The following is a 25001-nucleotide window of genomic DNA, read 5'->3' as shown; positions in this document are numbered from 1 at the left end:
AGCTTGAGCCTTCAGTCCCCATCCGCGCCACACATCCCTGGCGCCATTTTTCCTTACTTCACCCAACTTGATCCCGAATTGAGCCGCGATCCGGCCGGCCGCGATCCGCTTGGCCTGCTGCCGGTATGGAGCACGATCGGCCGCGAACTGGTGCCGAACCTGGCTTCGCCGGTACAGCAGGCAAACGGCGTGCGCGCCGTGCTGCTGATTCACTGGATCAGGGAGCGGCCGCGTTTCCAGGCGCTGCTGACGAACGCCCCCCGCCAGCGCGGCTTCATCCGCCTGATGGAAGGCCTGATCGAATACTGGCTCAAGCAGTCCGAGCGCACTATTTGCTACGGTAGCCAGGCGCTGCTCGGCCGAGGCGAAGATTTCACCGTCTCCGCCCGCAGCGGCAAGACCGTCGCCAACGGCCTGCATCAGTACTACCGTGGCAGTTGCGAACGCGCTGGCTTGTTCGATGACGACTGGATCGTCGATGCCAAGCTAGGCGGCCTGTTCGAGCGCAGCTGGAACGAAGCGGCGACAAACGCCCTGGCGCAGGCGCTGGAACCCTACCTGGAGCGTGGGCAGTTGCTGGTCAGGGAAGTCGCTTGCCACAAGAACATCAAGGCGGCGCTTGAAAGCGTCTTCCAGGACCATGCCATCCGGGAGTATCTGCGCTGCATACTGGGGGAGGACAAGTATCGCGCGCTGGCACAGACCTTCGCCGAGCTTCGCAGCCGCGACCTCCCGTTGCACAAACGCACCCAGTTGCTGACCTCGCAAGCGCTGTCGCGCCAGATCGACGATATGCACCGCTGCGAACCCTTCCTGCTGGTGTTGCAGGATACCTTCGACATCCTGCGCGCGTCGGCGAATGAGACTGTTGCCGATGTCGTCGGCAAGATCCGGAACAGCCTGCCGCAGATCCGCCGGCGGGCGGTCGCGTTCACTGGCTTGGCCGCCACCATCACCAAGGCCGGACCTGCCAGGCGCATGCGTGAGTTGCAGCGGCTGGCGCAGCTGCTGGTCCATCCTCAGCATGCGAGTGAGGGCGCCATATTGACCGAGTTCGTCGAGGCCCTGGTCCTTTATCACAGGGATTGCATGGAAGCGCGCGGCCGCGATCCGCTGGTCGCGCTGGAAGGCCAGCTGGTCGCCGTTCACGGCGGCGACGTACGCAACCCCGACTTCGCGCTGAAGCGTCTGGCGTCCGACGATCCCTCTTGGGACAACGACTACTATCTGAACGCCGCCGGCGCCATCTACAAACAATTGCACGGAGAGCAGCCATGAGTGCGCCCAAGCAGGTCGCGCTCATGCGCGAAGCCCTCCAGTCCGTCGTCGACCGCTTTGCGGCGGACAATGAGCGGCTGGTGCTGTTCACCACCTTCAACTTCGAACCGCGCTTCTTTGAAGACAATCTGCTGCCATTGCTGGCCGGCGACACGGTTGCCGATCTGGCGGGGGTGTCGGAGACGCGCCACGCGATCAATGAAGAGCTGAAGGACATCCGTGTTCTGGTCGTCAATGATCGCTCGATGCGCCCCGAACCGAAGGGCGATATGCGCTATGGCTGCCTGTCGGTTGGACTGCGGAAAGGGCGCTTCCATCCGAAGCTGATGCTGATGGCCGGCACGCTGAAAGACACCGGAAAGCCGGGCTTGTGGCTGTTGGTCGGCAGCGGCAACCTGTCCTTGTCCGGCTGGGCCAGGAACCGGGAAATCGTGGGCGTGACGCCGGTCGCGGGCCAGCATGCGACGGAGTTGGCGCTGCTGCTGCACTGGATACAGGCGCAGGCGCAGGCGCAGCTGGGCGGTGTGCAGGGGAAAGAGGAAGGCGGCACGCGCGAAGTGCTCGAAGAGCTGCTGGCCCGCCTGGAAGACGAAACGCAATGGTATCGCGACTACGCAGGGATGCCGTCGTTGCACCTGGCGCTGCCGTCCGAGCAGCGCGGCCCTCTGCTTGATGCGTTGGTGGCTGGCCGTTCATGGCGGCGTGCCAGCGTGGTGTCGCCGTTCTGGAGCGATGTGCCGGGGCTGGTGCGCAAGCTGGGTGTGGCTGAATGCCAGTTCGTGCCATCGCTGCACAAGGCCGGTTACGCGTTTCCAATTTCAACGCTGCCGAAGCCGGACCATTTTAGTTTCGGTAAGTTTGCCGATGAACAGTACACGCACGCGAAGGCGCTGCTGTTGGAGCAGGCCGATGGCCAGCGCGCACTGTGCATAGGCTCGGCCAACTTCACGGCGGCGGCGCTGAGTCCGGCGCCGGGGGGCATGGCCAATGTGGAAGCGGTGCTGCGTTACGAGCTGCCGGCGGGCGCTAGCCCGTGGCCGCCTTTTCAGCCGCTCGATCGTGCGCTGCTCGATGATGCGGCAGGCAATTTTGAGGAGGAACAGCCGCCGGCGTTGCCTCCGGTCGATGCCACCGTCTATTACGACTGGAGTAAGCGCGAGTTTGGCGGACATCTGACGGTGCTCGATCCGACGGCCGCGTTCAACATCTCGCTGGAGGTTGCGGGCCACAGCCGCGCCTTCGCGGCGGGGGGGCATCTGGCGCCCATCACATTCCATTGCCATCGGCCACAGCGCTCCTTCATCGTGCGCTGGCAGGATGGCAATAACCAGCCTGGCAGCTATTGCGGTGCGGTGCTGCAGATCAATGCGCAGGACGATGAACTGCAATACCAGCCACGGCCAAGGCTTGACAAGGTACTGGCGCTGCTGCGCAGTCTGGACCTCGAGTCGAGCGATGAGCAGCTGCGCAAGCGCGCCGCCCGCCGCCGTAGCGGCGGCGGCGACGGCGAGCAGGATGAGGACGACGCCAGCTACGACTATTTCGGGCTGTTCCAGGCGACCTGGAAGCTGCGCGCGCACCTGCTGCGCCGCCTGGCTTCGGGCGAAGAGGTACCGGCCTTCGACAGCACGTCGCCATACTGCGTGAGCACGCTGTACCGCGCCATCACGCTGCAGCCGGCGGTCAAGCCGAGTGAAAAAATCGGCCGCTACATCCAGCTGTCCGAAGTGCAGGAGTTGATGGAGAGTCTGGCGCGCGTCGGCGTGCGGGCGCCGGAAGGTTCTTGCTGCCTCGAAATCGGCGCAGAGCTGGCCGCGCTGCTAGAACCTATCCGCATGGCGCTGGCGGAATCGGCATCCTTCCAGAGCATGTTTGGCGCCCGCGCGCCGGCTGAGGTGGAAGTATTCCTGAAATGGTTCCATGACGAGATGAAGAAGGAAGAGGCCAGCCATGAATGAAAACATCATCCCGTCGCCACTGACTGCGCGCATGGTGCGCTCGTACATCGATTTTGACGGTCATGAAGCCACCGCCGGCGCCAAGCAGCCGAGTCCCCAAGCCACTCTGCAAAGCGAGGGTGTGGCCGGTCTGTGGGCCTTGCTGCGGCAGCAGGGCTATGCCTATCTGGCGGACGAAGTCGGAATGGGCAAGACGCGCCAAGCCATGGGCGTGATCGCCACCCAGTTCCTGAGCAAGCCGGATTCGCGCATTGTGATTGTCTGCGCCAGCGCCTCTTTGCAGGAGCAGTGGCAAAAAGAATGGTCGGCCTTCCTGGGAAACTGCTACCGCCTGCTGGACGACAGGCTGCTGAGCGCCGACGCGGCGCAGTTGCAGGAACTGCACTTGCATAACAATCTGCGCCAGTTCACCGTCGCGCTGAAGAACGACGACAGCCGTATCCATCTGTTGCGCTACTCGTCGTTCAGCCGCCCGGTGTCGCTGGCAAAGCACACCGCGCACGGCATGCTGAGCGATTACGCTGCCACCATAGGCGTCGCCGATGTAGAGCATCTCGATGAGGCGGAGCGGGCGATAGGCGCGCGGTTCAAAGCGCAAGAGCAAGGCTGGAACGAGGCGATGCGCTACGCGCTGGCCGAGCAGTATTGTCGCCGCCTTGCCTCGATCTTGACGGACGGCAGCGATGCGGTATCGCAGCCGGCTTCGCCGCTCGACCTGATCATCCTAGATGAAGCACAGTACCTGCGCCATACCGACAACAAACAGAACCAGCATATCCGCCGCATCTTCCGTGGTAGGGTGCAAAAATGGCTGTTTCTCAGCGCGACGCCGCTGCACTCCGGCCCCAAGGACATCAACAGCCTGGATGCCTACTTGGAACAGGAACCGGTCGCCGCCGCTATCGGCGCCGCGCAGAAGAACTGGGACGTCGTGCAGCTGCTGCAGCAGATGATGATACGCCGCACCCGCTCCTATGCCGACAAGCCCGGCCAGCGCCATGGCAAGGTGCAATACCGCCGATACGATCGCGTGCGCTATTCCGGCGCCGACGATCCATTCATGGCGATGACGATGGCGCTGGTGCAAAAGCGTCTGGTCGGCGCGCTGGCCGGACGGGCGAACCGGTTCCGGCTGGGCGAGTGCGCGTCGTTTGAATCGCTGTCGTCATCGGTGGCGCGCAGCATCGGCCCGGCCACGGCCAAAACGCAGGACCCGGTGTCGCCGGAAATCGAGCCGCTGAAGGACCGCAAGCAAAGCGAGCCGCACGGCCAGGCGCTGGACCGCAATGCGATTGATGAACTGAACTTCAGCTTCGTGGAGGCGATGGGGCAGGGCAGCGGCTACGGCATGCCGCATGCCAAGCTCAATCGCATGGTGGACGAATTGTACGACCGCAGCATCGCCCAGGGCAGCACGCAGAAGACCTTGGTGTTCGTGCGCCGCATCGACACCGTCGAGGAAATCCGCGACCTGCTGCACCTGCGCTTCCAGGAAAGCGTCGATGCGCGTCTCGGCGCCTGGCGCGAGCTGCTGTCCGCACCCGATGTGGCGGGCGCGCCGTGGGCAGGCAGTTTTTGGCAAGTGCCGGCAACCGGCGCCGAAGCCCAGGAGCCGCTGCCGGAAACCACGCCCGCCAACGACGACGAGGAAGACGATGACGACGAGCTTTCGGCGGCCGGCGTCGCCACCCACAACCAGGCCTACCGCGAGCAGGCCGAGCTGCCGTACTTCGAAGCGCTGAAACAGCGCTCGGAAACGCATGCCCATAACGGCAAGTTGGTGTCCTTCCGCAGCCGCCTGCACAGTCACACGGACCTGCTGCACAAGCCGATGCGCGGTTTCCTGCATCGGCGGCCGGAGCCGCAAGACGGCGAATCGCAGGCGAAGGAAGACCAGGCATGGGAGCGCAACCGCGCGCGCTGGCAGCGCCTGCTGCTGGCCGTGCTCGGACAGCCCTACCTGGATGAAGCCGCCAACCACTGGCTGCTGGGCGATCCTGCGCTGGACACACCACTGTCCTACAAACTGGCGGCCATGCAGCTGTGCCTGTTGCAATCGATGCGCCAGACCGACTTCGTGGTCGACCTGTTCATCCTACACACCCACCTGCCGCAGGCGCCGGATGGCGCGGCCGAGCTGCCCGACAAGCTGCTGTGGTTGCTCGAACTGCAGGCGCCGGCCGCGCTGGCGCAGTATGTCGCCAACCAGCGCACCCGCCTGCGCCAATGGATTGAGAATTTCGACCTGATCGTTGGCAAATGCTTCCGTGGCGGCGTCGTCGTCAGCTGGGAGGATGTGTGGCGTACCCGCATCGGCGAAGTGTTCCGCCCGCTCGCGCCGGTGATTGGCCGTTCCGGCCGGGTGCGCAACCGCCACGCGATCGCCCACTTCAACCTGCCATGCCATCCGAACATCCTGGTGTGCACGGACGTGTTAAAGGAGGGCGTCGACCTGCACCTGTTCTGCGACCGCGTGGTGCACTACGGTGTGGCGTGGACCTCCGGCGACCTGGAGCAGCGCATCGGTCGTGTCGACCGCTTCGGCAGCCTGATCAGCCGGCGCATCGGCGCCCACGAGGCCGCTGACGCAGACCTGCCGCGCCTGCAAGTGGGCTTCCCGTATCTGGAAGGCACGCTGGATCAGCATCAGGTCAACCGCGTCATCCGCGCCAAGATCGCCAGTGACCTGCGTATGGATCTGGGCAAGCGCAAGGACGAGATCGGCGACATCAGCATCGACGCGCTTGACGCGCCGGCCCGGCCGCAGCATCGCGCCGATGAGCCGCAGGGCGGCGCCGTCTACTTCCCGGACAGTGTCAGCTATGTGCGGCAAGACGGCGGCGAACTGCCGCTGCCGGCAGGCATGGTGCGCAAGCGGGATCAGCAGGAAGTCACCTCGGGCAAGCCGGCCGATGCCGGCGCCGCCGACAGCGTGACGCCGTTGCCGGCCTATGGCGCGATGGTGGTGCGCCATAGGCTGGAGCAGGGCGGCGGCGTGTTGCGGCTGGCTGTCGACGCGGCGGCCGGCACGGAACACTGGGCGGAGGAGTATGTGATGGTGCGCGGCGCCGGCGCGGCCCCGTCGCCGGCGGCACTGCTGGCGTCAGGCGGGCCGCACGCAGTCAAGCAGCCGCCCAGCGCCGCGTTTGCATTCGACGCCGGACGTAACACCTGCCTCTGGCTGGCCGGCAGTGCGCCGGTCTTGCTGGAGGCGATAGGCACGGACTTCTGGCTGCTGCGCTGCCACGTGCAGGAAGACCGTTTCGTTGACCTCGACGGCAAACGCGCGCATGGCAACTGGCTAGCCGAGCGAAATCGTGCGCGTACGGCGGGCTATCTGATGGCGGCCGACGGGGCTGTGTGGTTTGGCGCCGTGGTGTTGCGTTCGCCAGGCGCCGAAACGCTGCTCAACCACATGGCCGCGCGCGTGCACCGTATCGCGCAGCATTTGCGCCAGCCCGGCAACGCTCCGGACGCTAATGATTACTGGGCGCGCACGGCCTTCCCGGCCGGCGTACCCTCAATATGGAAGAAGACGATGACGCAATCCGATGTAATTGCTTGCGGCCAGGCGCTGACCGGCGTGCAAGCATGGTTTGAAGAGGCCTTCGAGGCGATGCTTGAGTCCCTGTATGGCGAGGTCGGCGCGGGTGGCCGCGCGCTGGAAACGCAGCCGCTGACCTTCCTGCCGGACGGCATGCTGCACCTGACGACGGACGGCGCAGAACGTTTCCGCCTGCAGGCCGGCCTGGACCTGTCGGGCACGCTGCAAGCGCCGTTTGCCGGTCCGAAGATGTGGTGGGAGCTGGTCGTCACACCTCACGGATTGGGCAAGCCGCCGAAGCTGCCGGCGTCGGATCTCGACCAGTTGCCGCATGCGTCGCCGTCGGAGTGGGAGGGGGAAATCCGCGCCGGCGTCGCCGCCTATACCAGTTCCGATGAGCGCGACTATCGCTACGCCGCCGTGTACCACGCGCCGCAGGATTGGGAGCGTGCTCGTAAGAATCTGCTCGGCGCGCTGTCGACTGTTCGCAGCAAATTGCATGAATTGGATAATTTCACGCGGAAGCACAACCGTGACCTGCTCCTCAACGCCCTGGACTGATCTGAAAGTTACCTGGTTGTCAAATCGGAGCCAAGATCCCTGATTCACTAATCAAGAATCTCAGAAACGATAACGCCCACTTGCGTAAGGGGGCGTTGCGTGAACGATGTTTTCGGTGCCGGGGCGGAATCGAACCACTGACACAAGGATTTTCAAAACAAGGCTCTACCGCACGCGCCAACAACCGACTTGGGCCATACGCTAGATAGCGAGCCTGACGCCGATCACAGAATGCGTCAAGGAACTCCTTGAGGCATGGGCTGTCGGTTTTTCACCTGAGAGGTCCGCGACGCGGCGGCTTCACACCTCACGGGCAGATACGATCTGCAAGGCTTTTTCGTACCGACGAACCGGGGATGGACAGGCGAATCCAGCCAGCGCAATTCCGGTGCGTCGCGGAAGTCGTTCAGCCCACTGGCTATGCCAGACCTGCGGACAGTGGGCAGGTTGTCACTTAGACAGGGCAGGGACAGGGGAGGCCAATTTGTCAGCTTGCCAGCGGCCCAGTTGGCAGATCCGATTCTACGAAATCCCAGCCCTTGGTAGGGGGGCGCAGATGCCGCTGGTTTTCTTGCTAGGTGTACTTTCCATTGTGGGAAAAAAAGGCCGCAATATTCACATATCGCGGCCTGTTGGACTTGGCGTGTTATTTCTACGACTTATTGTCGAGCTTTGAGAAAAACTACGGTATTTTGCGTAAAACGATTCAGTTATTCAAGCGATGTTCTCTCACAGACTGTTCACGTTGATCTGGGCCTTGCCTTTCACGACAGTGACTATGCCAATCGCATTGTTTGTCACGAACACATCCGATAAACCGATTGATGCTACTGCGATATCGGCCGTAACGCCGTTAGCCACCTTGAAGTCCTTGACGCCAGCTTCAATTTGCTTTCGCAGGGGGTCGACCTTTCCAGATATGTCGAACACCAGTTTGTCTTTGATGTAACTTAGAAACAGTGGACGCGTCAATGCAATGGCCTCGTTAACGATAAGGCTATTAGTGACGCCGTCGTAGTTAAAGTCGGTAATCGAGATCTTCCGTGACGCGTCGTCGTACCTTGGTTGTCCGACCAGATACAACACGCCCTCGACGTTCTTAAACATGCCGATTTTTGCTTTCATGTCCAAGCGTATAAGAACTCGAGGGCCGTAACCAGAGATGGATAAACTGCGAACCGTCACTGACTTTCCGTCGCCAAGATCAAACTCCTTGCCATCCAATTTAGTCTTTATCAGGTTATTCAGCGCAGAGTATTCGGCAATTGCCTGGAGGGATATGAAGATGTCGTCCGTGACGATCGCGCCATTATTTGGCGGCAGTGGTAACGCAGCAACATTTGGCCCAGGCTCGCCTGAGCGCAGAAGCAACTTGGTCGTGATTGCCGGACGAAGGACTACCAAGTTACCTTCACTTGCCATGGGCGGCATGCTTATTACTGTTGGCTGAACGTCAAGCACGATCGCAGGCGACTTCGCGAGTACAATTGGGCGCTGCACTATTTTCCATGCGGAATTGACCTTAGTCCGTACGTCAAATGCGGACACCATCTGATTCGCTTGTTGTGCAATTCCGGGTAGCTTTGATCGAAGGATAGGATCAACTTTGTCTTGAAGAGAAATTTTGATGTGGCCTAGCGGTGGATTAATGTCAATCCATGGTGATTCGGTCCAAGTAAAGTCTGGAACGAGGTTGGCACTAATGCTCCACTCTGGCGTCACGCTAAGGCAGGATTTGATTTTCACACTTCCTCCTCCTCCAAAGTCGAAGTGTTTACTCACTCTAGCGAATAATATTTTCTCTGACCAGTCGATACGCCCGTTATTTATCTGTAGTGGTGCAGCCATTGACACACAACCATTTGAAGTCGATGCCGTCACTGGGCCTGAACGATGAATGCCAAGTTGCGCCGAAGCGCCGTGCTCCACGCCCATGCCTGAAATCCAATAAATGCCTCCAGGTCCCTGGGTCGTTGGTAAATGCGCTTCAGCAGCTTGTGCTAATACGCCAACATCAATTTTTATAGGTACGGCAATTGTTGAATCGTGAACCAATGGCGGTGGCCCTGCTTGAATATCCGGCGGCCGTGCTGGATTGAGCACAGTGGTGCAGGCGCTGACGGCGACTGTAACTGTAGTAGACAAGGCGATTCGCAGGAAAGTTGCAATTTGCAAGGTATTCTCCCTATGGTGGCGGCAGTCAGTTTGTGCAGTAAATTGTAATAATGAATAGGTAAAAAATTAATAATAATCCAAATTCCGTGCCGATTGGAAAATAGTTAGACGCGAGTCCTATTTGGTTCGGCAGTACGGTGTTTGAGACTTCCTAGGGAACCGCTGATTTAATCGGTCCGGCGTGGCCGCATCAGCCGGTAAGCTGTCACAATATCACTTCCATTCCTCGTGAGAACTGATGATGCAATCGAGCTTTTCGGATGCCGAGTACGCCAGCAAAAAGAAGCTGACGCGGCGTGACCGTTTTCTGGCCGAGATTGAAACCGCAATGCCGTGGCCAGCGTTGGTGGCGGTGCTCTTCCGTACTATCCAAAAGGCGACGGACGTGGCCGTCCACCGATCGGTCTGGAACGCATGCTGCGCATGTACATTGCCCAGCAGTGCTTTGGTTTGTCCGATGAAGGCATCGAAGATGCGATCTACGACAGCCAAGCCATTCGTGGCTTCGTCGGCATTGACCTGACCCATGAATCCGCATCCGACGCGACCACGTTGCTCAAGTTCCGGCGATTGCTGGAACAACATAAACTGACTGAACGCATATTCAACGAGATCAACGGCCACCTGGCCAGCAAGGGTTTGATGATGCGCGAAGGGACCATCGTCGATGCGACTTTGATCGCAGCGCCGCCATCGACCAAGAACAAGGATGGCAAGCGCGATCCGGAGATGCATCAGTCGAAGAAGGGCAACGACTGGCACTTCGGAATGAAAGCGCATATTGGTGTCGACGCCGCGTCCGGCCTGTTGCATACCGTCGTCGGCACGGCAGGCAATGTCGCTGATGTCACCCAAGCGCATGCGTTGCTGCATGGGGACGAGATCGCTGCCCTCGGCGACGCCGGCTACCAGGGTGTGGAGAAGCGCCCCGAGAACATCGGCAAGGCCGTGACGTGGCATGTGGCCATGAAGCGCTCCAAACGTAAGGCTCTGCCCAACAACAAGCTGGGACGGATGCGGGAAAAGCTCGAACATCTCAAGGCCAGTGTGCGCGCCAAAGTCGAGCATCCATTTCACGTCATCAAAAATCTGTTCCGGCATCGCAAGACTCGCTATCGTGGCTTGGCCAAGAACACCGCGCAGCTGTTCGTGCTGTTTGGCTTCGCCAATTTGGTGCTCGCCGGCCGGCGGTTTACGATCACTGAATCCCGACGTGCGTCATGAGTGCCGCAAGGCGCGCAAAATAGGCACCGTTTCGCGTTAAACCGCTCCTTTTGAAGCTTCGCTCTGCGTGTTTTCGAGTGGTGGGAAATTCTGTCTCTGAAAATCGACGGCGGACCAAAAATCATGAATTAATCAGCGCCTCCCTACGTTCTCAAAGACCAAGTGCAATACCTTCTGCTGTGAGGTGCCGCCATGGCGAAAATCTACAAACATTTGACGACTCAGGAGCGCGCCGTTGTCATGACCATGCGCGCCGACCTGTGCTCCACCCGTTCCATTGCTAAACGCCTTTGCCGTTCTGCCAGCACGATCAGCCGCAAACTCAAGCGCACCAGCGGCAAGGGCGTCTACGATGCCAACCTGGCCCACACCCAGTGCGGTCTGCATGGATTACGAATATAGGACGCCGACGCTTGTCGTCAAGGAACGGGTGTGGAAATTATCGTCAATTCAGTAAGGTCGTTGGCCGAAGTCTGCCCCATCTTGAGGGGACGAAATTTATAATCAATCAGGCTCTTTTGAAGTCCATCCTTGCTCCCATCTGTGGAGGTAGGCTGGTTCGTATGCCACGCGACATTGCGGACTTCGTCGTCCGTCTTTGCGTGGGCTGAGATCAATAGCTTGCCAATGGCTTCTTTGCACTCAGTATCGTCGTTGACAGGGCAGAGTACTGCATACAAATCAACGGCTGCGGTGTCGATCTTCGTGACTCCGGACGGCGTTGCAGGCGCTTGTGGGGGCACAGCAGCGCATACACGGACAAATTGCCTAATTGGTGCCGGCGCGGCCGCGCCAGGGCCAACTGGGGGCGGCGTTGGCGACACGGGAAGTGGGGCGGGTGGCGCTGGTGTGGGGTTCGGAGCAACTGGGGGCAATGCTTCAAGGTAGGGGACTCCGATGCTCGCCAATTTCGCTCCAATCGCCGCCACTTCTAGTTTTTGGTAGAGCGTATTGAAAAGGATTTCGCTAAATTCCTTGTCGCCTGGCTGAATCTCGATCGCCTGTGCTGTCTCAACACACCAAACTGTGTGTGATGGGATCGATACTTTTAGTGGGGTTGGCGCCGCGTGAACCGGAAGCCCTATTGCAGTCACAGCTAACGCAAATATGTAGTTCGAGAGCATTCTCATATTAGATCTTCCGTAAAATGTCCGCGCCAACACAATAGACTGCCCCTGTTTCAGGGGCTATCGAATTAACCAAAAAACCAGCACCACCCAAGATTCCTGTTGCTATTGCACTCTCTGCTAGCTCAAAGTTTGCCAAAATGATGGCATTCACTATTTTTTCCGCTGGCCCACCAAATGACGTGTCAATTTGTGGTGAGTATCCACCGACGATCAACGTGGGAGGCAACATCAGCAATCCTTTTGAGTTGCAAAAAGATACATCTCCGTTCTTGAGCGTTAGCCGCGGCGCCAACATAGTAGCGGCAATATTATCGAAGCGAATCGCCAACTTAATATGGTAGTTGAACGCTATTTCTGGCGTGGTAAAAGACCAGCGGCACCGCCGGAATTGTGGTGGAAAACCATGGACGCAAATGCCATTCGTCCAGCCACTTTGAGACTTTACTACGACATATTTGGTGACGGCGTTGTTGCATTCTGCCCCACCTTTCGCATGCAGATCCAATCCAACTGGTGGCATATCGCCTGTGGCTTCCAATTCTCCACCAACCAGACTGGCCGAATATTGGCTCCACGACGGCAGAGCAAAGTCGATTTCTTGGGGCACCCTTAAGTGTTCACCGTTTTCACACTTGAAAGGTATAGTGAGGTCGCCATTGGCGTGGCCAGTGAACTCGGCCAGTTGCATGGCGCCCGATCCGTTGAGTGCGTTGATAGGCCCGTCAACGTTGAGGTCTAGACCAGCTTTAATGCCGCCATTCGCGCTCAAGGTCGCGGACTTCAACTTGAGTTTTCCGCTCGCGAGAAGATGAGCATTCGAGACGGTATTGGTGCCCTTGCCGTGGTCGATGACGTGCGATGCTGAACCTATCGTCAACGAGAGCTTTCCTTCGTTCACGCCGCTTCCAGACCCCAATGCAACACTCGCACTATCGATGTCCAGCGTGAGCCCTTCAAACGAAATCTGCTCAAATTCGATGACGTTCCTAGCTTTGACCTGCGCCGCTGCAATTTTAGCGACCTGGAATGGTTTCGACATCTTGCCGGAATACGCTAGGCCGCCAGGGCTATCGGCGGGAGGTGTACGACTAAGTTGCGTAGCGCTTGCCTGGAAGTCCAAGATCCGGCCCTGCGAGATTCGTACTGGCCCCAATTCGTCAATCTCGATCAGCAAATCGGCGATTTGAATTTCAGGGTCCTCTATGATGTTGTCGCCGATATCAACCTTTTGCACGCCTGGCCCCACCAGTTTGAACTTGATGCCGTCAGCATGTAATTTGACCTGCGCAACGAGAACATCACGACTCGCCAGGTCATACAATAGCCTAGCCTCCCCGACCGATTTCAGGGCGATGCTTGTCTTTCCGGAAGTTCCTAGAGAACCAATGCGAATGACTGGTTCACCAACCGTCATGGCTTCGGCCTTCACAAGAATATAGCCTGTGCTTTGCCGTCCCACCACAAGTGCCGACTTGTTGGTCAGGCTCAGAGTTTGCTTTGCGAAATTTGGCTTCGCCCCCACGAAAAATGGAGTGAGCGATTCAGCGGCCGTTACAGTGAGGACAAAGTCGTTTGGCTTGACTTCCATGCGGCTGGATTTTAAATCCTTTAACGGAACGACTACCACGGCGTTCAATGCAAAAGTCTGAAGCGCGGCAGATATAACTGCCTTATTGTCCCCATCCGTAATCGAAGCTGAACCTCCAACGGTCGGGACATTGATCGACACCTTAAAAACGAGGTCAGAGCCAAGAGGCGTTGCTGGCGTCGTTAGAACCGTGGGGTGTTCAATATCGACGCCGCCTACTGAAATTCCGAGACTCTCGATCTGCAGTGCCATCGCAGGGGCCGGTTGGGCTCCATCGACGCTCATGGTGACTTTGGACAGACGCTTCTGTGAAAAAATTGGTAGTAGAGCGTCGGATGCCGGCTTGGTCCAGATGGTTCTGGATGAGATCAGGTCGTTGGAAAGGCGGCCGAGTTCCATGGCCAATTTGCCCGATACCAGCGTTTCACCAGCCATATTGTGGATGTTGGCCGACGGGGACTCGATGTTCAGATCATGAAAATCAGGGCTTTTCATTTGAAAGCCGGTTACGCCCTGGTCAAATTTTGCGCTTAAAGAGCCAGCTTTGATTGCCGGCCGGTCGACCGCCCAGGCCAGGTCAATTGTCGGAAGCCGCATCGCTTGAGCGTCACCCTTGAGGTCTTCGAGTACAGCTTGAACTACCCCGTCAACCGCCGAGAGTCGAATTGATGATGCCGAGACGTTGGCAGCGTCAAGGTCCAAGAAACCGAGTCGCCAGTCCTTGTTCTTTTCAGCGGTTGGACTCCCGCGAAGATCACCTTTCCACAGTGATGCATTGCCCGAAGCGAGGTCCAGATGGACTGTGAGATTCCCTCCAGCTTTTGGCTTCAGATCTGTCGTGAATGTGGCTCCACCTGTTGCCAGGACTTTGGCCCCAGAAATGGTTCGGTTCCATGACTCGACCGACAATTCGCCATCGATAGACGTCGGTGTACTTAGAACCGTCTTTGTATTCCCAATCCAGAGTTTTGATCCGTTGAAACTAATACTGCCACCTGCGATGGAACGCTTGCCTTTTTCGACGGACGCGAGTGTCGCGCTAAGCTGGTCTGCGTCAATTTGAATTTTCCTGAGATCGCCGCCGGCAAAGATATGTGCATGCAGCTTTAAGGCGGTAAGTTTTCCAGCGAGGATCACACCGGCACCAAGGCCAGTCATCCGGGTCTCCGTTTGGATGCAAGTTTCAAGACCAGCGGATCCAACAACGGGCCTATCAAAAACGATTATTCGAGGTGCGGGACCAGATATTGTGAAGTCCGCGGGCGTCCAGGTACCGTCACCAACGGTTATGCTATCGGCAGGGTGATCTACCTGCTTGACGCCATCAAAACAGAGAGGTCCGACAATGACGCCGGCCGCATAAACTTGGGACGACAGAGAAATGAAAATACCAAGTGCAATATTCGTAAGAATTCGCATATATGTCTCTCGAGGGGAGGTATTGTCCGAGAGATCCTAGCACGTAATTATCGAAATTGTAACGAAATATTCACCATATTTTCAATCATGATTGAATTATATTGAGTTTTCAGCGAAAGATTTATTTCAATGCGCAGGGGCGCACGTTGGCGGCGAGGATATCTGCCGTTTCCGCCATCGAGTGGCGCCTTGCTGTTTCACCTGATCAGCCAACTGTATGAGAAGACGTCCCTGATCATCAACACCAATCTGTCGTTCGGCGGGTGGGTGCAAGTATTTGGCGACGCCAAGATGACGACAGCCTTGCTGGACCGCGTCACGCATCATTGCGACATCCGTAAGTGTCAGCGGAACCCAGTCACCGCAACGCTGCTTACAAATCGATGATCTTACGCAGCAGCCCCGGCGAGACGCGCCATTGCTCCCCGTCACACAGTAGCGAGCATGACTTCGCGTTGATGCGTGTGACGGTGCCGATGCGTTCGCGCAGATGCTTGTCGGTGAAGCTGACCGTGTCGCCGAGTTTGAACGCGGTCGCATCAACGGGGCGCTGTGGCATGGGAGGCGCCGGCTCGGCGCGCTTGGCCGGATCGGCGACAATGGCGGCGTAGGGCAGCTTCCATTGCGTATGCGTAGCGGTGTCCTGAACAGTGGCGCTGGTCGCTTGCAGTTGCAGCACGCGGCCGGGCGCGAGGGTGCCCCGGCGGTGGTCAAAATACATCACCTGCGCGCCCAGGTGCAGATGACGGCGAACGTCGAGTATGCGGCGCGGGTCGGCGAGCATTTGGTTGAGGGCCAGGCTCAATTCATACAAGTCGAGGCTGGGGGCGTTACGCAGGGCGTCGAGAAGGCGGGAGTCCATCCCGCAATTTTAACGCGTCACGCCCAGTGGTAGGTAGGCAGTGGCAGCAACTCCGCGACCCGGTTGATCGGATGTGATGGCAGCCGGGCCAGCACGTCTTTGAGCCACAGGTAGGGATTGATTCCGTTCAGCTTGGCCGTGCCGATCAACGAGTACATCGTCGCCGCCGCGTGGCCGCCACGCGCCGAACCGGCGAACAGGTAATTCGAGCGCCCCACGGCGATCGGACGGATGGCCTGCTCGATCGCGTTGTTGTCGGGCACCAGCACACCGCTTTCGGTATAGCGCGCCAGCGCCTCCCAGTTGCGCAAGGCGTAGCCGAATGCCTGGGCCAGTGGCGCCTGCGGAACCAGTTGCGGCACGTGCCCATCTAGCCAACGGCGGAAATCGGCCAGCAGCGGCACGCTGTGTTCCTGGCGCTGTCGCAACTTCTGGTCCGGCGTCAGGTCGCGGATGGTCCTCTCGATAGCGTACAAGCGCGCGATCCAGGCCAGCGCCGCGCTGGCCAATCCGGGTGTCTTCTGCACCTTGGCGATTTCGAAGAACTTGCGTCGGCAATGGGCCCAACAACCGACCTCCACCACACGCCCACCACGATACAGTGCCGAATAACCGCTGTAGGCATCGGCCTGCAAATAGCCCTGATAGTTGGCCAGGAAGGTCGTCGGGTGAATCGCCTCGCGCGACGCGGTGAATTCGAACAGGACCGCCGGCGGATGATCGACCCACAAGCCATTTTCTTCGCGCTGACCGGCGCCAAGGTATCCCCACAGGCGGGCCGTCTTGGTGCTACCACGGCCAGCCTCCTGCAGCGGCATCGTGGTGTCGTCCGAGTGCACGCGCGGCGCGGCCAGGATATGGGCTTTGAGCGCTGGCCGCAGCACCGCCAGCAGTTCGGCCGCTGCCAGCTTCCACTCGCACAGCGTGGCGCGTGGCAGATGCACGCCATGGCGCTTGAAGATCGCCTCCTGGCGGTTCAGTGGCAGATGGTCGGCGAAGGTACTCACCAACACCTGCGCCAGCAGGCCAGCGCTGGCATTGGACTTCGGCAGTGGCGACGGCTGCGCCGCCGCCGTGCGCACAGTCGATTCGCCATCCTTCTTGCACGCGTACTTGATGCGCACGTGCTCGATCACCGTCAGCTTCGCCGGCGTGTAGTCCAGGGTTTCGGAGACCTCCTCGCCGATCTTCTCGATCCGATCGAAACATGCCTTCTCGGCGTCGCTCAGGTCGTACTCGACGCGCTCGCGCGGCAAGTCCTTGGGCAGCGCCGGACGCCCCCGTCGCACGTGGCCGGCGACCTGTGTGGTGGGCAAGGCCGACGGCACGGGAATGGTGACGGTTTCGGCGAACAGATCTCCCTGTCCAGGCAGTTGCTCCGAGCTGGCACCGAAACGCGCACGGACGAACTGGGCCAACTGGTGTTTGAGCAATTCGACTTACATCCACAGATCGTGGGCGATGCGATTCTGTTCGAGGGCGATGCGGCGCATCGCGTCTAGGTCGGGTGGAAGGTCGGAGGGATCGATGAGCGCCAGCATGCAGGTCAAACGCATGAGCATGCCGGCGCGTTTACAGCGCATGGAAAATATTTATCGCAGCATCACGCGACGCGCTGTGCCGTGACGGGCGGATGTGGCTGCAACGGCGGAATGTCGATACCTTCGAGCCAGGCGTGCAGCTCGGCGACCGACAGGCCGCGCTGGGTCAGCGACTCCGGAGCCGGGAAGCGGCCGCGCTCGAGCCGCTTGTACCACAGCGCGAAGCCTGTGCGGTCCCAGTACAGGATCTTGACCTTGCGCCGGTCGCGCCCGACGAAGGCAAACAGGTGGCCGGACATCGGGTGTTGTGCCAGCAGCGGTTCGACCAGGTAGGACAAGCCATCGACGCCGTTGCGCATATCGACCAGGTCGCGGCATACGTAGGCGCGGCAGGAACCTGCGATCAGCATGAGAAGCCGCCAAGGCGACCCAGCAACTGTCGCACGACACGGTCGGCATGGGCGCCGGTCAGTTCGATGCGCATCCCGCCACTGCTGATGACGACGCTATCGCGCGCCGCTGATTTGCTTGGCGCCGCAACGACCGGGGGCGCGACCGGTGCGGCGCACTCCATCATTGAATCTGGCAGCACCGGAATGAAGCAAGCATCTGGTGTCATCACGCTCGCCGCTGTCGGCACGGTCACCTCGCACTTGGCCAGGTCCGCGCGCCGCTTGTGAAACGTGCTGGTCGCCACGCCATTCTGTTCGCAAAATTTGCGCACGCCGATGCCTGATGCTTTCCACCGTGTGATCAAATCAAGCCAGAACTCGTCGCCGTGCCGGTAGTAGCGCACAGCGCCGTGTTGAACTAACTGCTTTCTCATAGCCTGCTCCCTGCGTTGTCATCGATGTGACGTACATTCGCAGATCAGGCAGGACATGCATAGGCGGGGATTCGCTGACACTTACATTGGGAGCGTCTGATTGTGAAGCTGATACTACAGCGCGTTTTGTACTTATCCCTATCACGTTTCCGTTGAGATCTACAATTGGCCCTCCGCTAGCCCCATTGTGCATGCTGTTATCAACGAAGAAGACTGACTGTGGCAAAACAGCGAACGTCAGTATTTGGCCTTGGATTTTTGCTTAGACGGCCACGCGTACATAAGGTCCTTCATTGCTCGGGTAAGTGGTTGAGTAAATGGGCCATAACGCGGGGCGATTCCGCCATTTGTTGGTCCACGGGTTGGCATAGTTAAAAATGAGCTCGGGATTATAGGTGGACGCGATTACGCGCGCGATTGCAATCTGATCGGGGTGAAAATGGATTTTCCCGTTTGTACTGAAGGCAAATCGCTTGCACTGTATCCTGCTCAGGAGGCCCGTAGATGTGTTGCCTTGACTACCATGGTGAGACACCTTCAATAAGTCGATTGTCAGCTTGCGACCAGGCCAAGAGTGCGTTAGTGTATTGCAGATCACATCGGCATGAGCATCGCCGGATAGCAGGATTCGCTTTTCTCCGTAGCTCAACAAGAGAGCTATACTGCTGGCATTTGAGGCGGATTGGTCCACAGACGTTCTTTTAGCGATCAGACTGGCATGTGAGGTCGGTGGCCAGCTGTCATGTCGTCCCAACCGATCACCTGGCGTTGCTTTCTCATTGTTGAATAGACCTACGCCGCCCTGTTTAGCCAATGCGGTCAACTCCCTTCGTGTCGGCGATAAAATTTCGATTGCGACGCCACCCTCCAACTCGATACTGTGCGCGCAAGGTGCGCAAACGGCTTTTCCGTTAAATTTCTTATTCCATGGAAACTGGCGTTTCACTATTAGGCGAGCGAGGGTGTCACTGTGCTGTGGTCCGAGCATGTCTTGCGGTACAAGGTGTTTATTACCGTTGAACCAGATGTCGTTGATGATCAGCCATTCCGGGACTTGCTCTAGCAGCGCGATAATGCCGCCTATGTGGTCGAAGTCATAATGGGTGACCACAATCGCTTCAAGCGTCAAGATGCCATTGGTGCGCGCTGCGGCAAGGACCTCCGTCAGGTTCGTGAGTGACGAGGCGGGACCTCCATCAATGAGCAGATGTCGAACGGGATCTTGTCCGTAGCTCACCAGGATCGCATCACCGTGTTCGGCCTGGATCAGCTTGATATCGAAATACCCCTTCATGCTGATGGTTCTCCCAAATAGACGTCGGCGTCGCCGAAAGCAACCAGTACCATCCCCAACGCATTGTCTTTCGCCAGAAATTCGCGGCGCATATGGGTAATCAGTTCGCCGATGGTGACTGGAACGCTGCTGCTTGAGGCCGTAATCAGCTTTGTGGTCAGATCGGCAGCTGCGGTATTAGCGAACCGCCCGAGGACGCAGGTGAGGGCGCCAATCACAACTTTAGCCCCTCCGCGCAATAATATGGCTGGCAAACTGGTACTGGCGCTGGGCCCAATGGCGGAATTGCAACCAATCACAACGACAACTGGCCCGGAGTTGCCGACATGCAGACGCCCCAGGGACCCCAGCGCGAGTTTCTTATTGTCGCTAATATATAAATGTTTATTTTCAATGTGCGGCACCAAGACCAGTAACTTGGGATTTAATGCAGCAATACTATGGGTCCATTCATCCCAGCTGTGGCGGCGCCATCCCTTAATCAACGCTGCCACATCCACGTTACGGGTAACGGGAAAAGTCGAGGGAACCTCATCGTCTTGGAACTCGTCTGCCCGGTCTGAAGCTGCAAACAGTGCGCGTCGCAGATCGGAAATTCGATTGCGTCCGGCCAGATCGGTCGCCTGTTTTAACCAGAGTTTTTTGTCCATAGTGCGGTCCCAGGTGCGGCGTTCGATCACTGCGGTGATGCCCGCGAAACCCATCGGACAGAGTTGTTGGCGCCCAGCCCTGATCTCGCAATTAGGCACGGCCATCCCGGACGTAAGGCAGCCCGCACGATCTGTGCATAAACCTGCATCCTCGTTATTGGGTAGTTCGCCGTCGTACAGGTACTCGACAGGGAAATGGTCATTGGCTGGGGTGGTCAGCTGCACCCGGTTCATGGTTGTCGGCCAGTCGGGAGCGAAGTTCTTCAAGGCATCCAACATGACTTTACCGGAATTTGCCAGATTGAATAGTGACGAATTGAACGGAGCTTCCGGTTCAAGGCATGTCGCCAGCTGTGTCAGCAAATCCTCTCGGGCCTTCAACATATCTTGGTATTCCCAATCGGTCAGATATATGCCTTCGCTGGTAAGGATGGTTGCGCTAGGCTCGCCGCCCCTTCCATCTTGCATCACCAGTGCGACATCAAATTCGGTCTTGCTGTGCTCAACTGAAGAATTTAATGCTTCGACGAGGAACTCGATCGCGGCGCCAGCGCGGCCGCGCATCCTGGCCGTTTGCAGAACACATGTGCGCTCGCTGATCACGAAGGATAAATCGATCAAACGATTAGGCGGTACCGTGTAACGAAAAACCGCAGGCGTCGATGCGCCCGACCGTGGCAGGAGTATGGGCGCGGACATTGGTTCAGCACCAATTTCAAGCAGATGTACTTGCAGCACTTTTTGATCTTTGGTCCAGTCCAAGTTCTGTTCGGGAAAGGCTGGAGTGGCAAGCTTCAATGGTGAGACGGGTTGGATGCTGATATAGATATCGACCGCGCCAACCGGAGGAAACGTTTTAACAGGTAGTCCATTATGCGTGACCTGCGCGTCAATCACGCGAACGGAAGGCGGTGGCGATTCCATCCTTACCCCTTCGATTTCCAGATTCGGTAGTCGTTGAGAGCGGGGCCTTGCTTGCTTCGTAATTTTGGCTGAGTTGACGAGGGATGGACCATCCCGCCGTTCCTCACGCCCCGACGTTCGCGTCGTGCGCGGAAAGAAGGTGCGATTGGACTGAACCATAAAGATTTGGGTAGAAGCGAGGAAGACGCCATGTTGCGCTACCTGCTTGTTTGCCTCGGCCAGTGCTTGATCAATCGGTAACTGCGCCGCGATCCCTGCCCCGAATGTTTCAAGCCAGCGGTCGATGTTGAGCTGGTCCGAAGGTAGGAAAATGGCACATTGCGCCCCGGTAGCATCGCGTATCATATCAATATGAGGTTTCACCGCCGCACGGGATTGATCCACAATGATCAGCAGTTCGCTTGAAAACGGTTGCTGAAGGAAATCGGCGAGGGTGGCCACGGCAATAGTCGCCGGTTGGGTCGATACACTCCAGTGTGCAGTCGGGAGCGACTTGATCAGTGAGCCTGTCGTTGCAGCCAGGTCAACTGACGAGGTAACGCATACACCCTGCTTTGTGGAGGCAGCCGGGCGACGAGAACGGCGATCGACCGGCCAGTCGTTAAAGATGCGCTCACGGGCGAACGCGCGGCCCAAGTCGTCTCCAATTTCATGCATGGATAGCGCGGCGTCCCAAGTGTAGACGTTGCGTAATATCTTGATGCGGAGGTCGCCCCCGCGACGCGCGATTACCGTCTTAAACGCATTGGCCACCTCCAGCGCGATATTGAGGTCAAGCCACTGTGACGCATCGAGTACCGCTGGATCACCGCCCCACTCGGCGACGCCCGACGTTGCAACCGCATTCAGCATAATCATGGACGCTGCGCTGGGATGATGCCACCAAGTCCAATTTTCCTGCGCTAAGAGAATCCCAAGCCCTGCCCGGACCATCGGCCCGAGCGCGGCGTGCTCGCCCAACCAATCGATGTCGTTGTTGCCCATTTACAGTCCAATTGCTAATCGTAGTTGCCATCTTAGCACTGAAACAAAAATTTACCAGTGGAAATATATACTTTTCTGATAATGGTTCGGAATAGCCGCGATGGAAGTGCCGGAAGGCCGGCTTCCGCGCGGGAGCGGTGCGCTGTTCCAGCCGTCGACGTTTGACATCGAAAGAGAATTTACGAAAGCGTGGCGTTAAGCGTGGTTTACCGTCTAAGTCATTGATTTATAATGGCTCTGAACGGCCTGCAAAGCCGTCTAGGTCGGTTCGACTCCGATCCTCGCCTCCAGACAATTTGAACTCCAAGCGGGAGTAGCTCAGTTGGTAGAGCGCAACCTTGCCAAGGTTGAGGTCGAGAGTTCGAGACTCTTCTCCCGCTCCAGTATGTAGAAGGGCAGCCGCTATGGCTGCCCTTTTTTCGTTGCGAGAAGCTAGTTGGCGTGCGCCTGGCGGCGCCGACCGTCGCGGTCAATTCGGATTGGAATCGGTGCCGGATGCGAGCGCGACCGGTTTCAATCGCGCGCCGTTTCCTGTGGTTCGATGAGCGTCGGTCAGTGTCATGATGGCCTCGACGTAGTCGGGAAGGCGGGCGATGAGCTCGCGCGCCAGCTCCAGGTTGCCGTCCGTGCTTGTTGCCTCGAGCATGCGTCCGACGTCGGCCAATCCGGTCGCACCGGCCGAGCTGGCGGTCGACTTGATGCGATGCCCCAACGTACCGATCGCAACCAAATCCTCCTGCGCCAAAGCGCCGTCGATCTCGGTCACGGCCTGCTGCAGCGATGCAATAAATACGTCAACATAGCGTTCCAGACGCTCCGGATTGTCGACGCAGAGCCTGGCCAGTACCGACCGGTCGAAATCCGTCGGCCCGGACGCCGGCGCGGCATTGGCGGTGGGCTCGGGCCGGTGCCCAGGTCCGGCCAGCGGCGCTGCCGGCAGTTGCGCACCTGCATCCGGCAAGCTTACCCACTTCTTGAGCATCGCAAATAGTAGCGCGGGGTCTATCGGCTTGCTCATGACATCAGTCATGCCCGCCGCAAGATAGACCTCGCGTTCCTCGCCGCGTGCATTGGCGGTGACAGCGATAACAGGGATGGCGCAAAGGGCGGGATCTGCCCGGATGTGCTTGAGCGCCTCCAGGCCATCCATTTCCGGCATCTGAATGTCCATCAAAACGCAGTCGAAATTCTGCTGATGCAGCAGCTCAAGTGCCTCGACGCCATGACTGGCGACGGTGACCTGCGCTCCCGCGTCTTCCAGCATGTCGCACGCCACTTGCTGGTTCAGCAAATTGTCTTCCGTCAGCAAGATGCGCATGCCATCCAGACTGGCCGTGTTCGATCGCGCATGCGGTTCGTCGTTGCCGAGCGGTGCGCGGCCGAAGGCAAAGCGTATCTCGCACCAAAAGGTGCTGCCTTGGCCAGGCTGGCTGCGCATCCCGACGGCGCCGCCCATCATCGTCACCAATTGCTTGCTGATGACGAGCCCGAGCCCGGTGCCGCCATAACGACGTGTGGTTGTTGCGTCGGCCTGCTGGAACGGCTGGAACAATTTTTCTTGCTCGGTGCTGCTGATGCCGGAACCGTTGTCTTGCACCTCCAAACGGACCAGACTGTCATTGTCGCCGGCGTCAGCCTCGGAGGCCATGATGGCGATCTCGCCGGTGGAGGAGAATTTCACCGCATTGTTGGCGAAGTTGAGCAGCACCTGGGTCAGGCGAAGCGGATCGCCGCGCAGGTAGCGCGGCAAATTCGGATCGATTTCCAGGCGCACCCGCAAGCTCTTTTCAAGCGCCCGGAACAATACCTGATCGTGCACGCTTTGAAGCACGCCCTTCAGGTCGAAATCGACGACCTCGATATCCAGCTTGCCGGCGTCGATCTTTGAAAAATCGAGGATGTCATTGATGATGCCGAGCAAATGCTTGCTGGCCAGGTCGATCTTTTCCAGGTAGTTGCGCTGTTTCGCCTGCAGGTCGGTCTTCAGCGTCAGGTACAGCATGCCGATGATCGCATTCATCGGCGTGCGGATTTCATGGCTCATGTTGGCCAGGAAAATGCCCTTGGCGCGACTCGATGATTCCGCCAGGTCTTTTGCCGCCTCAAGCTCACGCGTGCGCAGCGCAACGCGCGCTTCCAGCGTTTCATTCGCGTGACGCAGCATGTTTTCAATCCGGCGTCGGTGCGCGAGGTAGCCCACAAGTAGCAACACTACAATCAAGCCCGGAATCAAATACGGCAGCATATCGCGCAACGATACCTGGTGCTCGGCGTAGATGCCGAACCACTTGTCGTGGATCTGGTCATAGGTGCCGCCCAACTTGACGATGGACATGCCTTCGTTGATGTTGGCGAGCAGATCGGCGTTACCTTTTTGTACGGCGAATGAAAACTTCTGCGCAAACCCCGCCTTGATATCGAGCGGCTCGATATTACCGATATCGAAAGCACGCAGAGTCTGCAACCCGACCAGCTTGCTGATCAGCACCGCATCATGTTTGCCCGAGGCCAGCAATTTGAAGCAGTCCGCTGCGGTCGGTTCAACCACGAGGTGCTTTTGCCAACCTCGGGCCGTTGCGTAGTCATGCGCCAAATCGGCCTGCAGCACGATGATCGACTTGCCCGCCAGGTCTGATTCGACATGGATGCCGGACTCGCCCTTCCGGACAAATATCGCACCGTTGACTGTCACGTGCGGTATCGTGAAATCGGCAAATTGGCGCCGCGGCTCGGATTGCGCCAGATTGATCAGCACATCGATTTTCCCGTCCTTGAATTCCTGCAATATCTGACTGAACGGTCCAACCCGCAGGGTGTAGGCGAGCCCCTGCTCCCTGGCCACCGCCTTCCACAACTCCACCGTGAATCCGCCCGCGGTGGCGTCGGTGGTGCCGGTAGAGAAGGGGGGGAATGCCGCCTCGCTACCGACCACCAACGGTCGCCCCTCCTGCCCCGCGCCCAACGCCAAGCCCGACGCCGTCAACAGCAGCGCCATCATCCATGATCGCATCAGCAGTGCCATGAAGGTCTCCTGTTTGACTGA

15 protein-coding genes, 2 tRNA genes and 2 pseudogenes are annotated in these 25001 nt (G+C 58.6%); 8 read left to right on the top strand and 11 right to left on the bottom strand.

What is annotated here, in order from left to right:
- Positions 1 to 3: 3 nt before the first annotated feature.
- Genes AC1RMD_RS10260 through AC1RMD_RS10250 form a run of 3 tightly spaced genes read left to right on the top strand, consistent with a single transcriptional unit; the run spans position 4 to position 7341 of the window.
- Positions 4 to 1278: a hypothetical protein gene (locus tag AC1RMD_RS10260; protein WP_492926235.1), complete on the top strand. Its 1275-nt coding sequence runs from the start codon at positions 4 to 6 to the stop codon at positions 1276 to 1278.
- Positions 1275 to 3236, top strand: coding sequence for a phospholipase D-like domain-containing protein (locus tag AC1RMD_RS10255; protein ID WP_492926233.1), 1962 nt, complete (start codon positions 1275 to 1277; stop codon positions 3234 to 3236). The genes AC1RMD_RS10260 and AC1RMD_RS10255 overlap by 4 nt, the downstream gene beginning before the upstream one ends.
- Positions 3229 to 7341: a C-terminal helicase domain-containing protein gene (locus AC1RMD_RS10250; RefSeq protein ID WP_492926231.1), complete on the top strand. Its 4113-nt coding sequence runs from the start codon at positions 3229 to 3231 to the stop codon at positions 7339 to 7341. The genes AC1RMD_RS10255 and AC1RMD_RS10250 overlap by 8 nt, the downstream gene beginning before the upstream one ends.
- A gap of 729 nt (positions 7342 to 8070) precedes the next feature.
- On the opposite strand, the gene AC1RMD_RS10245 is transcribed toward AC1RMD_RS10250, so the two are convergent.
- Entirely contained in the window at positions 8071 to 9516 is a 1446-nt protein-coding gene (locus tag AC1RMD_RS10245) for a DUF4403 family protein (RefSeq protein WP_492926229.1), read from the bottom strand.
- 241 nt (positions 9517 to 9757) lie between these two features.
- Between AC1RMD_RS10245 and AC1RMD_RS10240 the strand changes: the two genes are divergently transcribed.
- Positions 9758 to 10740 (top strand): IS5 family transposase gene (locus AC1RMD_RS10240; RefSeq protein ID WP_492926374.1). Its coding sequence is split into 2 segments (ribosomal slippage): positions 9758 to 9875 and positions 9875 to 10740, totalling 984 coding nucleotides; the frame shifts between segments, so codons are not numbered across the junction.
- 192 nt (positions 10741 to 10932) lie between these two features.
- A pseudogene (locus AC1RMD_RS10235) lies at positions 10933 to 11115 on the top strand (helix-turn-helix domain-containing protein); the annotation flags it as partial.
- Positions 11116 to 11159: 44 nt separating this feature from the next.
- Here the strand turns inward: AC1RMD_RS10235 and AC1RMD_RS10230 are convergent.
- Complete coding sequence (locus tag AC1RMD_RS10230) at positions 11160 to 11870, bottom strand: hypothetical protein (RefSeq protein WP_492926227.1); 711 nt, start codon at positions 11868 to 11870, stop codon at positions 11160 to 11162.
- A 1-nt stretch (position 11871) separates the two neighbouring features.
- Positions 11872 to 14616, bottom strand: a complete 2745-nt coding sequence (locus AC1RMD_RS10225) for a hypothetical protein (RefSeq protein ID WP_492926225.1) — start codon at positions 14614 to 14616, stop codon at positions 11872 to 11874.
- A 417-nt stretch (positions 14617 to 15033) separates the two neighbouring features.
- Here AC1RMD_RS10225 and AC1RMD_RS10220 point away from each other — a divergent pair.
- A pseudogene (locus AC1RMD_RS10220) lies at positions 15034 to 15213 on the top strand (ATP-binding protein); the annotation flags it as partial.
- Between the two features lie 37 nt (positions 15214 to 15250).
- On the opposite strand, the gene AC1RMD_RS10215 reads toward AC1RMD_RS10220, so the two are convergent.
- The 7 genes from AC1RMD_RS10215 to AC1RMD_RS10185 all read right to left on the bottom strand — a co-directional run bounded on the left by AC1RMD_RS10215 (position 15251) and on the right by AC1RMD_RS10185 (position 21958).
- A complete protein-coding gene (locus AC1RMD_RS10215; protein ID WP_492926223.1) occupies positions 15251 to 15739 on the bottom strand; it encodes a hypothetical protein in 489 nt (162 codons plus the stop codon).
- A 17-nt stretch (positions 15740 to 15756) separates the two neighbouring features.
- Positions 15757 to 17157, bottom strand: a complete 1401-nt coding sequence (gene tnpC, locus AC1RMD_RS10210) for an IS66 family transposase (RefSeq protein ID WP_492926372.1) — start codon at positions 17155 to 17157, stop codon at positions 15757 to 15759.
- A gap of 21 nt (positions 17158 to 17178) precedes the next feature.
- Positions 17179 to 17301, bottom strand: a complete 123-nt coding sequence (locus tag AC1RMD_RS10205; protein WP_492926221.1) for a hypothetical protein — start codon at positions 17299 to 17301, stop codon at positions 17179 to 17181.
- Between the two features lie 41 nt (positions 17302 to 17342).
- Positions 17343 to 17690 carry an IS66 family insertion sequence element accessory protein TnpB gene (gene tnpB, locus AC1RMD_RS10200; protein ID WP_492926219.1) on the bottom strand — a complete coding sequence of 116 codons (348 nt, stop codon included), beginning with the start codon at positions 17688 to 17690 and terminating at the stop codon, positions 17343 to 17345.
- Entirely contained in the window at positions 17684 to 18106 is a 423-nt protein-coding gene (tnpA, locus tag AC1RMD_RS10195) for an IS66 family insertion sequence element accessory protein TnpA (RefSeq protein WP_492926217.1), read from the bottom strand. Before tnpA ends, tnpB begins: the two co-directional genes overlap by 7 nt.
- A 262-nt stretch (positions 18107 to 18368) precedes the next feature.
- Positions 18369 to 19400 carry a ComEC/Rec2 family competence protein gene (locus AC1RMD_RS10190; RefSeq protein ID WP_492926215.1) on the bottom strand — a complete coding sequence of 344 codons (1032 nt, stop codon included), beginning with the start codon at positions 19398 to 19400 and terminating at the stop codon, positions 18369 to 18371.
- Positions 19397 to 21958 (bottom strand): hypothetical protein, encoded by a 2562-nt coding sequence (locus AC1RMD_RS10185; protein WP_492926213.1) that lies wholly within the window; start codon positions 21956 to 21958, stop codon positions 19397 to 19399. The genes AC1RMD_RS10190 and AC1RMD_RS10185 overlap by 4 nt, the downstream gene beginning before the upstream one ends.
- Before the next feature lie 191 nt (positions 21959 to 22149).
- Between AC1RMD_RS10185 and AC1RMD_RS10180 the strand changes: the two genes are divergently transcribed.
- Both AC1RMD_RS10180 and AC1RMD_RS10175 read left to right on the top strand, forming a co-directional pair.
- Positions 22150 to 22248, top strand: a tRNA-OTHER gene (locus tag AC1RMD_RS10180).
- 17 nt (positions 22249 to 22265) lie between these two features.
- Positions 22266 to 22341 (top strand) — tRNA-Gly (locus AC1RMD_RS10175).
- A gap of 86 nt (positions 22342 to 22427) precedes the next feature.
- Here AC1RMD_RS10175 and AC1RMD_RS10170 read toward each other — a convergent pair.
- The gene (locus tag AC1RMD_RS10170) at positions 22428 to 24980 is read right to left on the bottom strand and encodes a transporter substrate-binding domain-containing protein (RefSeq protein ID WP_492926211.1); all 2553 of its coding nucleotides are present in this window, start codon (positions 24978 to 24980) and stop codon (positions 22428 to 22430) included.
- Positions 24981 to 25001: the final 21 nt, after the last annotated feature.

The organism is Duganella sp. GW822-FHT06D06 (assembly GCF_058799615.1).
This window is presented reverse-complemented; position numbering and strand designations above follow the sequence as displayed.

Coding starts and splice junctions, on each gene's coding strand:
- AC1RMD_RS10255 (WP_492926233.1), top strand. CDS start 1,275: ATGAGTGCGCCCAAGCAGGTCGCGCTCATGCGCGAAGCCCTCCAGTCC.
- AC1RMD_RS10250 (WP_492926231.1), top strand. CDS start 3,229: ATGAATGAAAACATCATCCCGTCGCCACTGACTGCGCGCATGGTGCGC.
- AC1RMD_RS10230 (WP_492926227.1), bottom strand. CDS start 11,870: ATGAGAATGCTCTCGAACTACATATTTGCGTTAGCTGTGACTGCAATA.
- AC1RMD_RS10225 (WP_492926225.1), bottom strand. CDS start 14,616: ATGACTGGCCTTGGTGCCGGTGTGATCCTCGCTGGAAAACTTACCGCC.
- AC1RMD_RS10215 (WP_492926223.1), bottom strand. CDS start 15,739: ATGGACTCCCGCCTTCTCGACGCCCTGCGTAACGCCCCCAGCCTCGAC.
- AC1RMD_RS10205 (WP_492926221.1), bottom strand. CDS start 17,301: ATGCTCATGCGTTTGACCTGCATGCTGGCGCTCATCGATCCCTCCGAC.
- tnpB (WP_492926219.1), bottom strand. CDS start 17,690: ATGCTGATCGCAGGTTCCTGCCGCGCCTACGTATGCCGCGACCTGGTC.
- tnpA (WP_492926217.1), bottom strand. CDS start 18,106: ATGAGAAAGCAGTTAGTTCAACACGGCGCTGTGCGCTACTACCGGCAC.
- AC1RMD_RS10190 (WP_492926215.1), bottom strand. CDS start 19,400: ATGAAGGGGTATTTCGATATCAAGCTGATCCAGGCCGAACACGGTGAT.
- AC1RMD_RS10185 (WP_492926213.1), bottom strand. CDS start 21,958: ATGGGCAACAACGACATCGATTGGTTGGGCGAGCACGCCGCGCTCGGG.
- AC1RMD_RS10170 (WP_492926211.1), bottom strand. CDS start 24,980: ATGGCACTGCTGATGCGATCATGGATGATGGCGCTGCTGTTGACGGCG.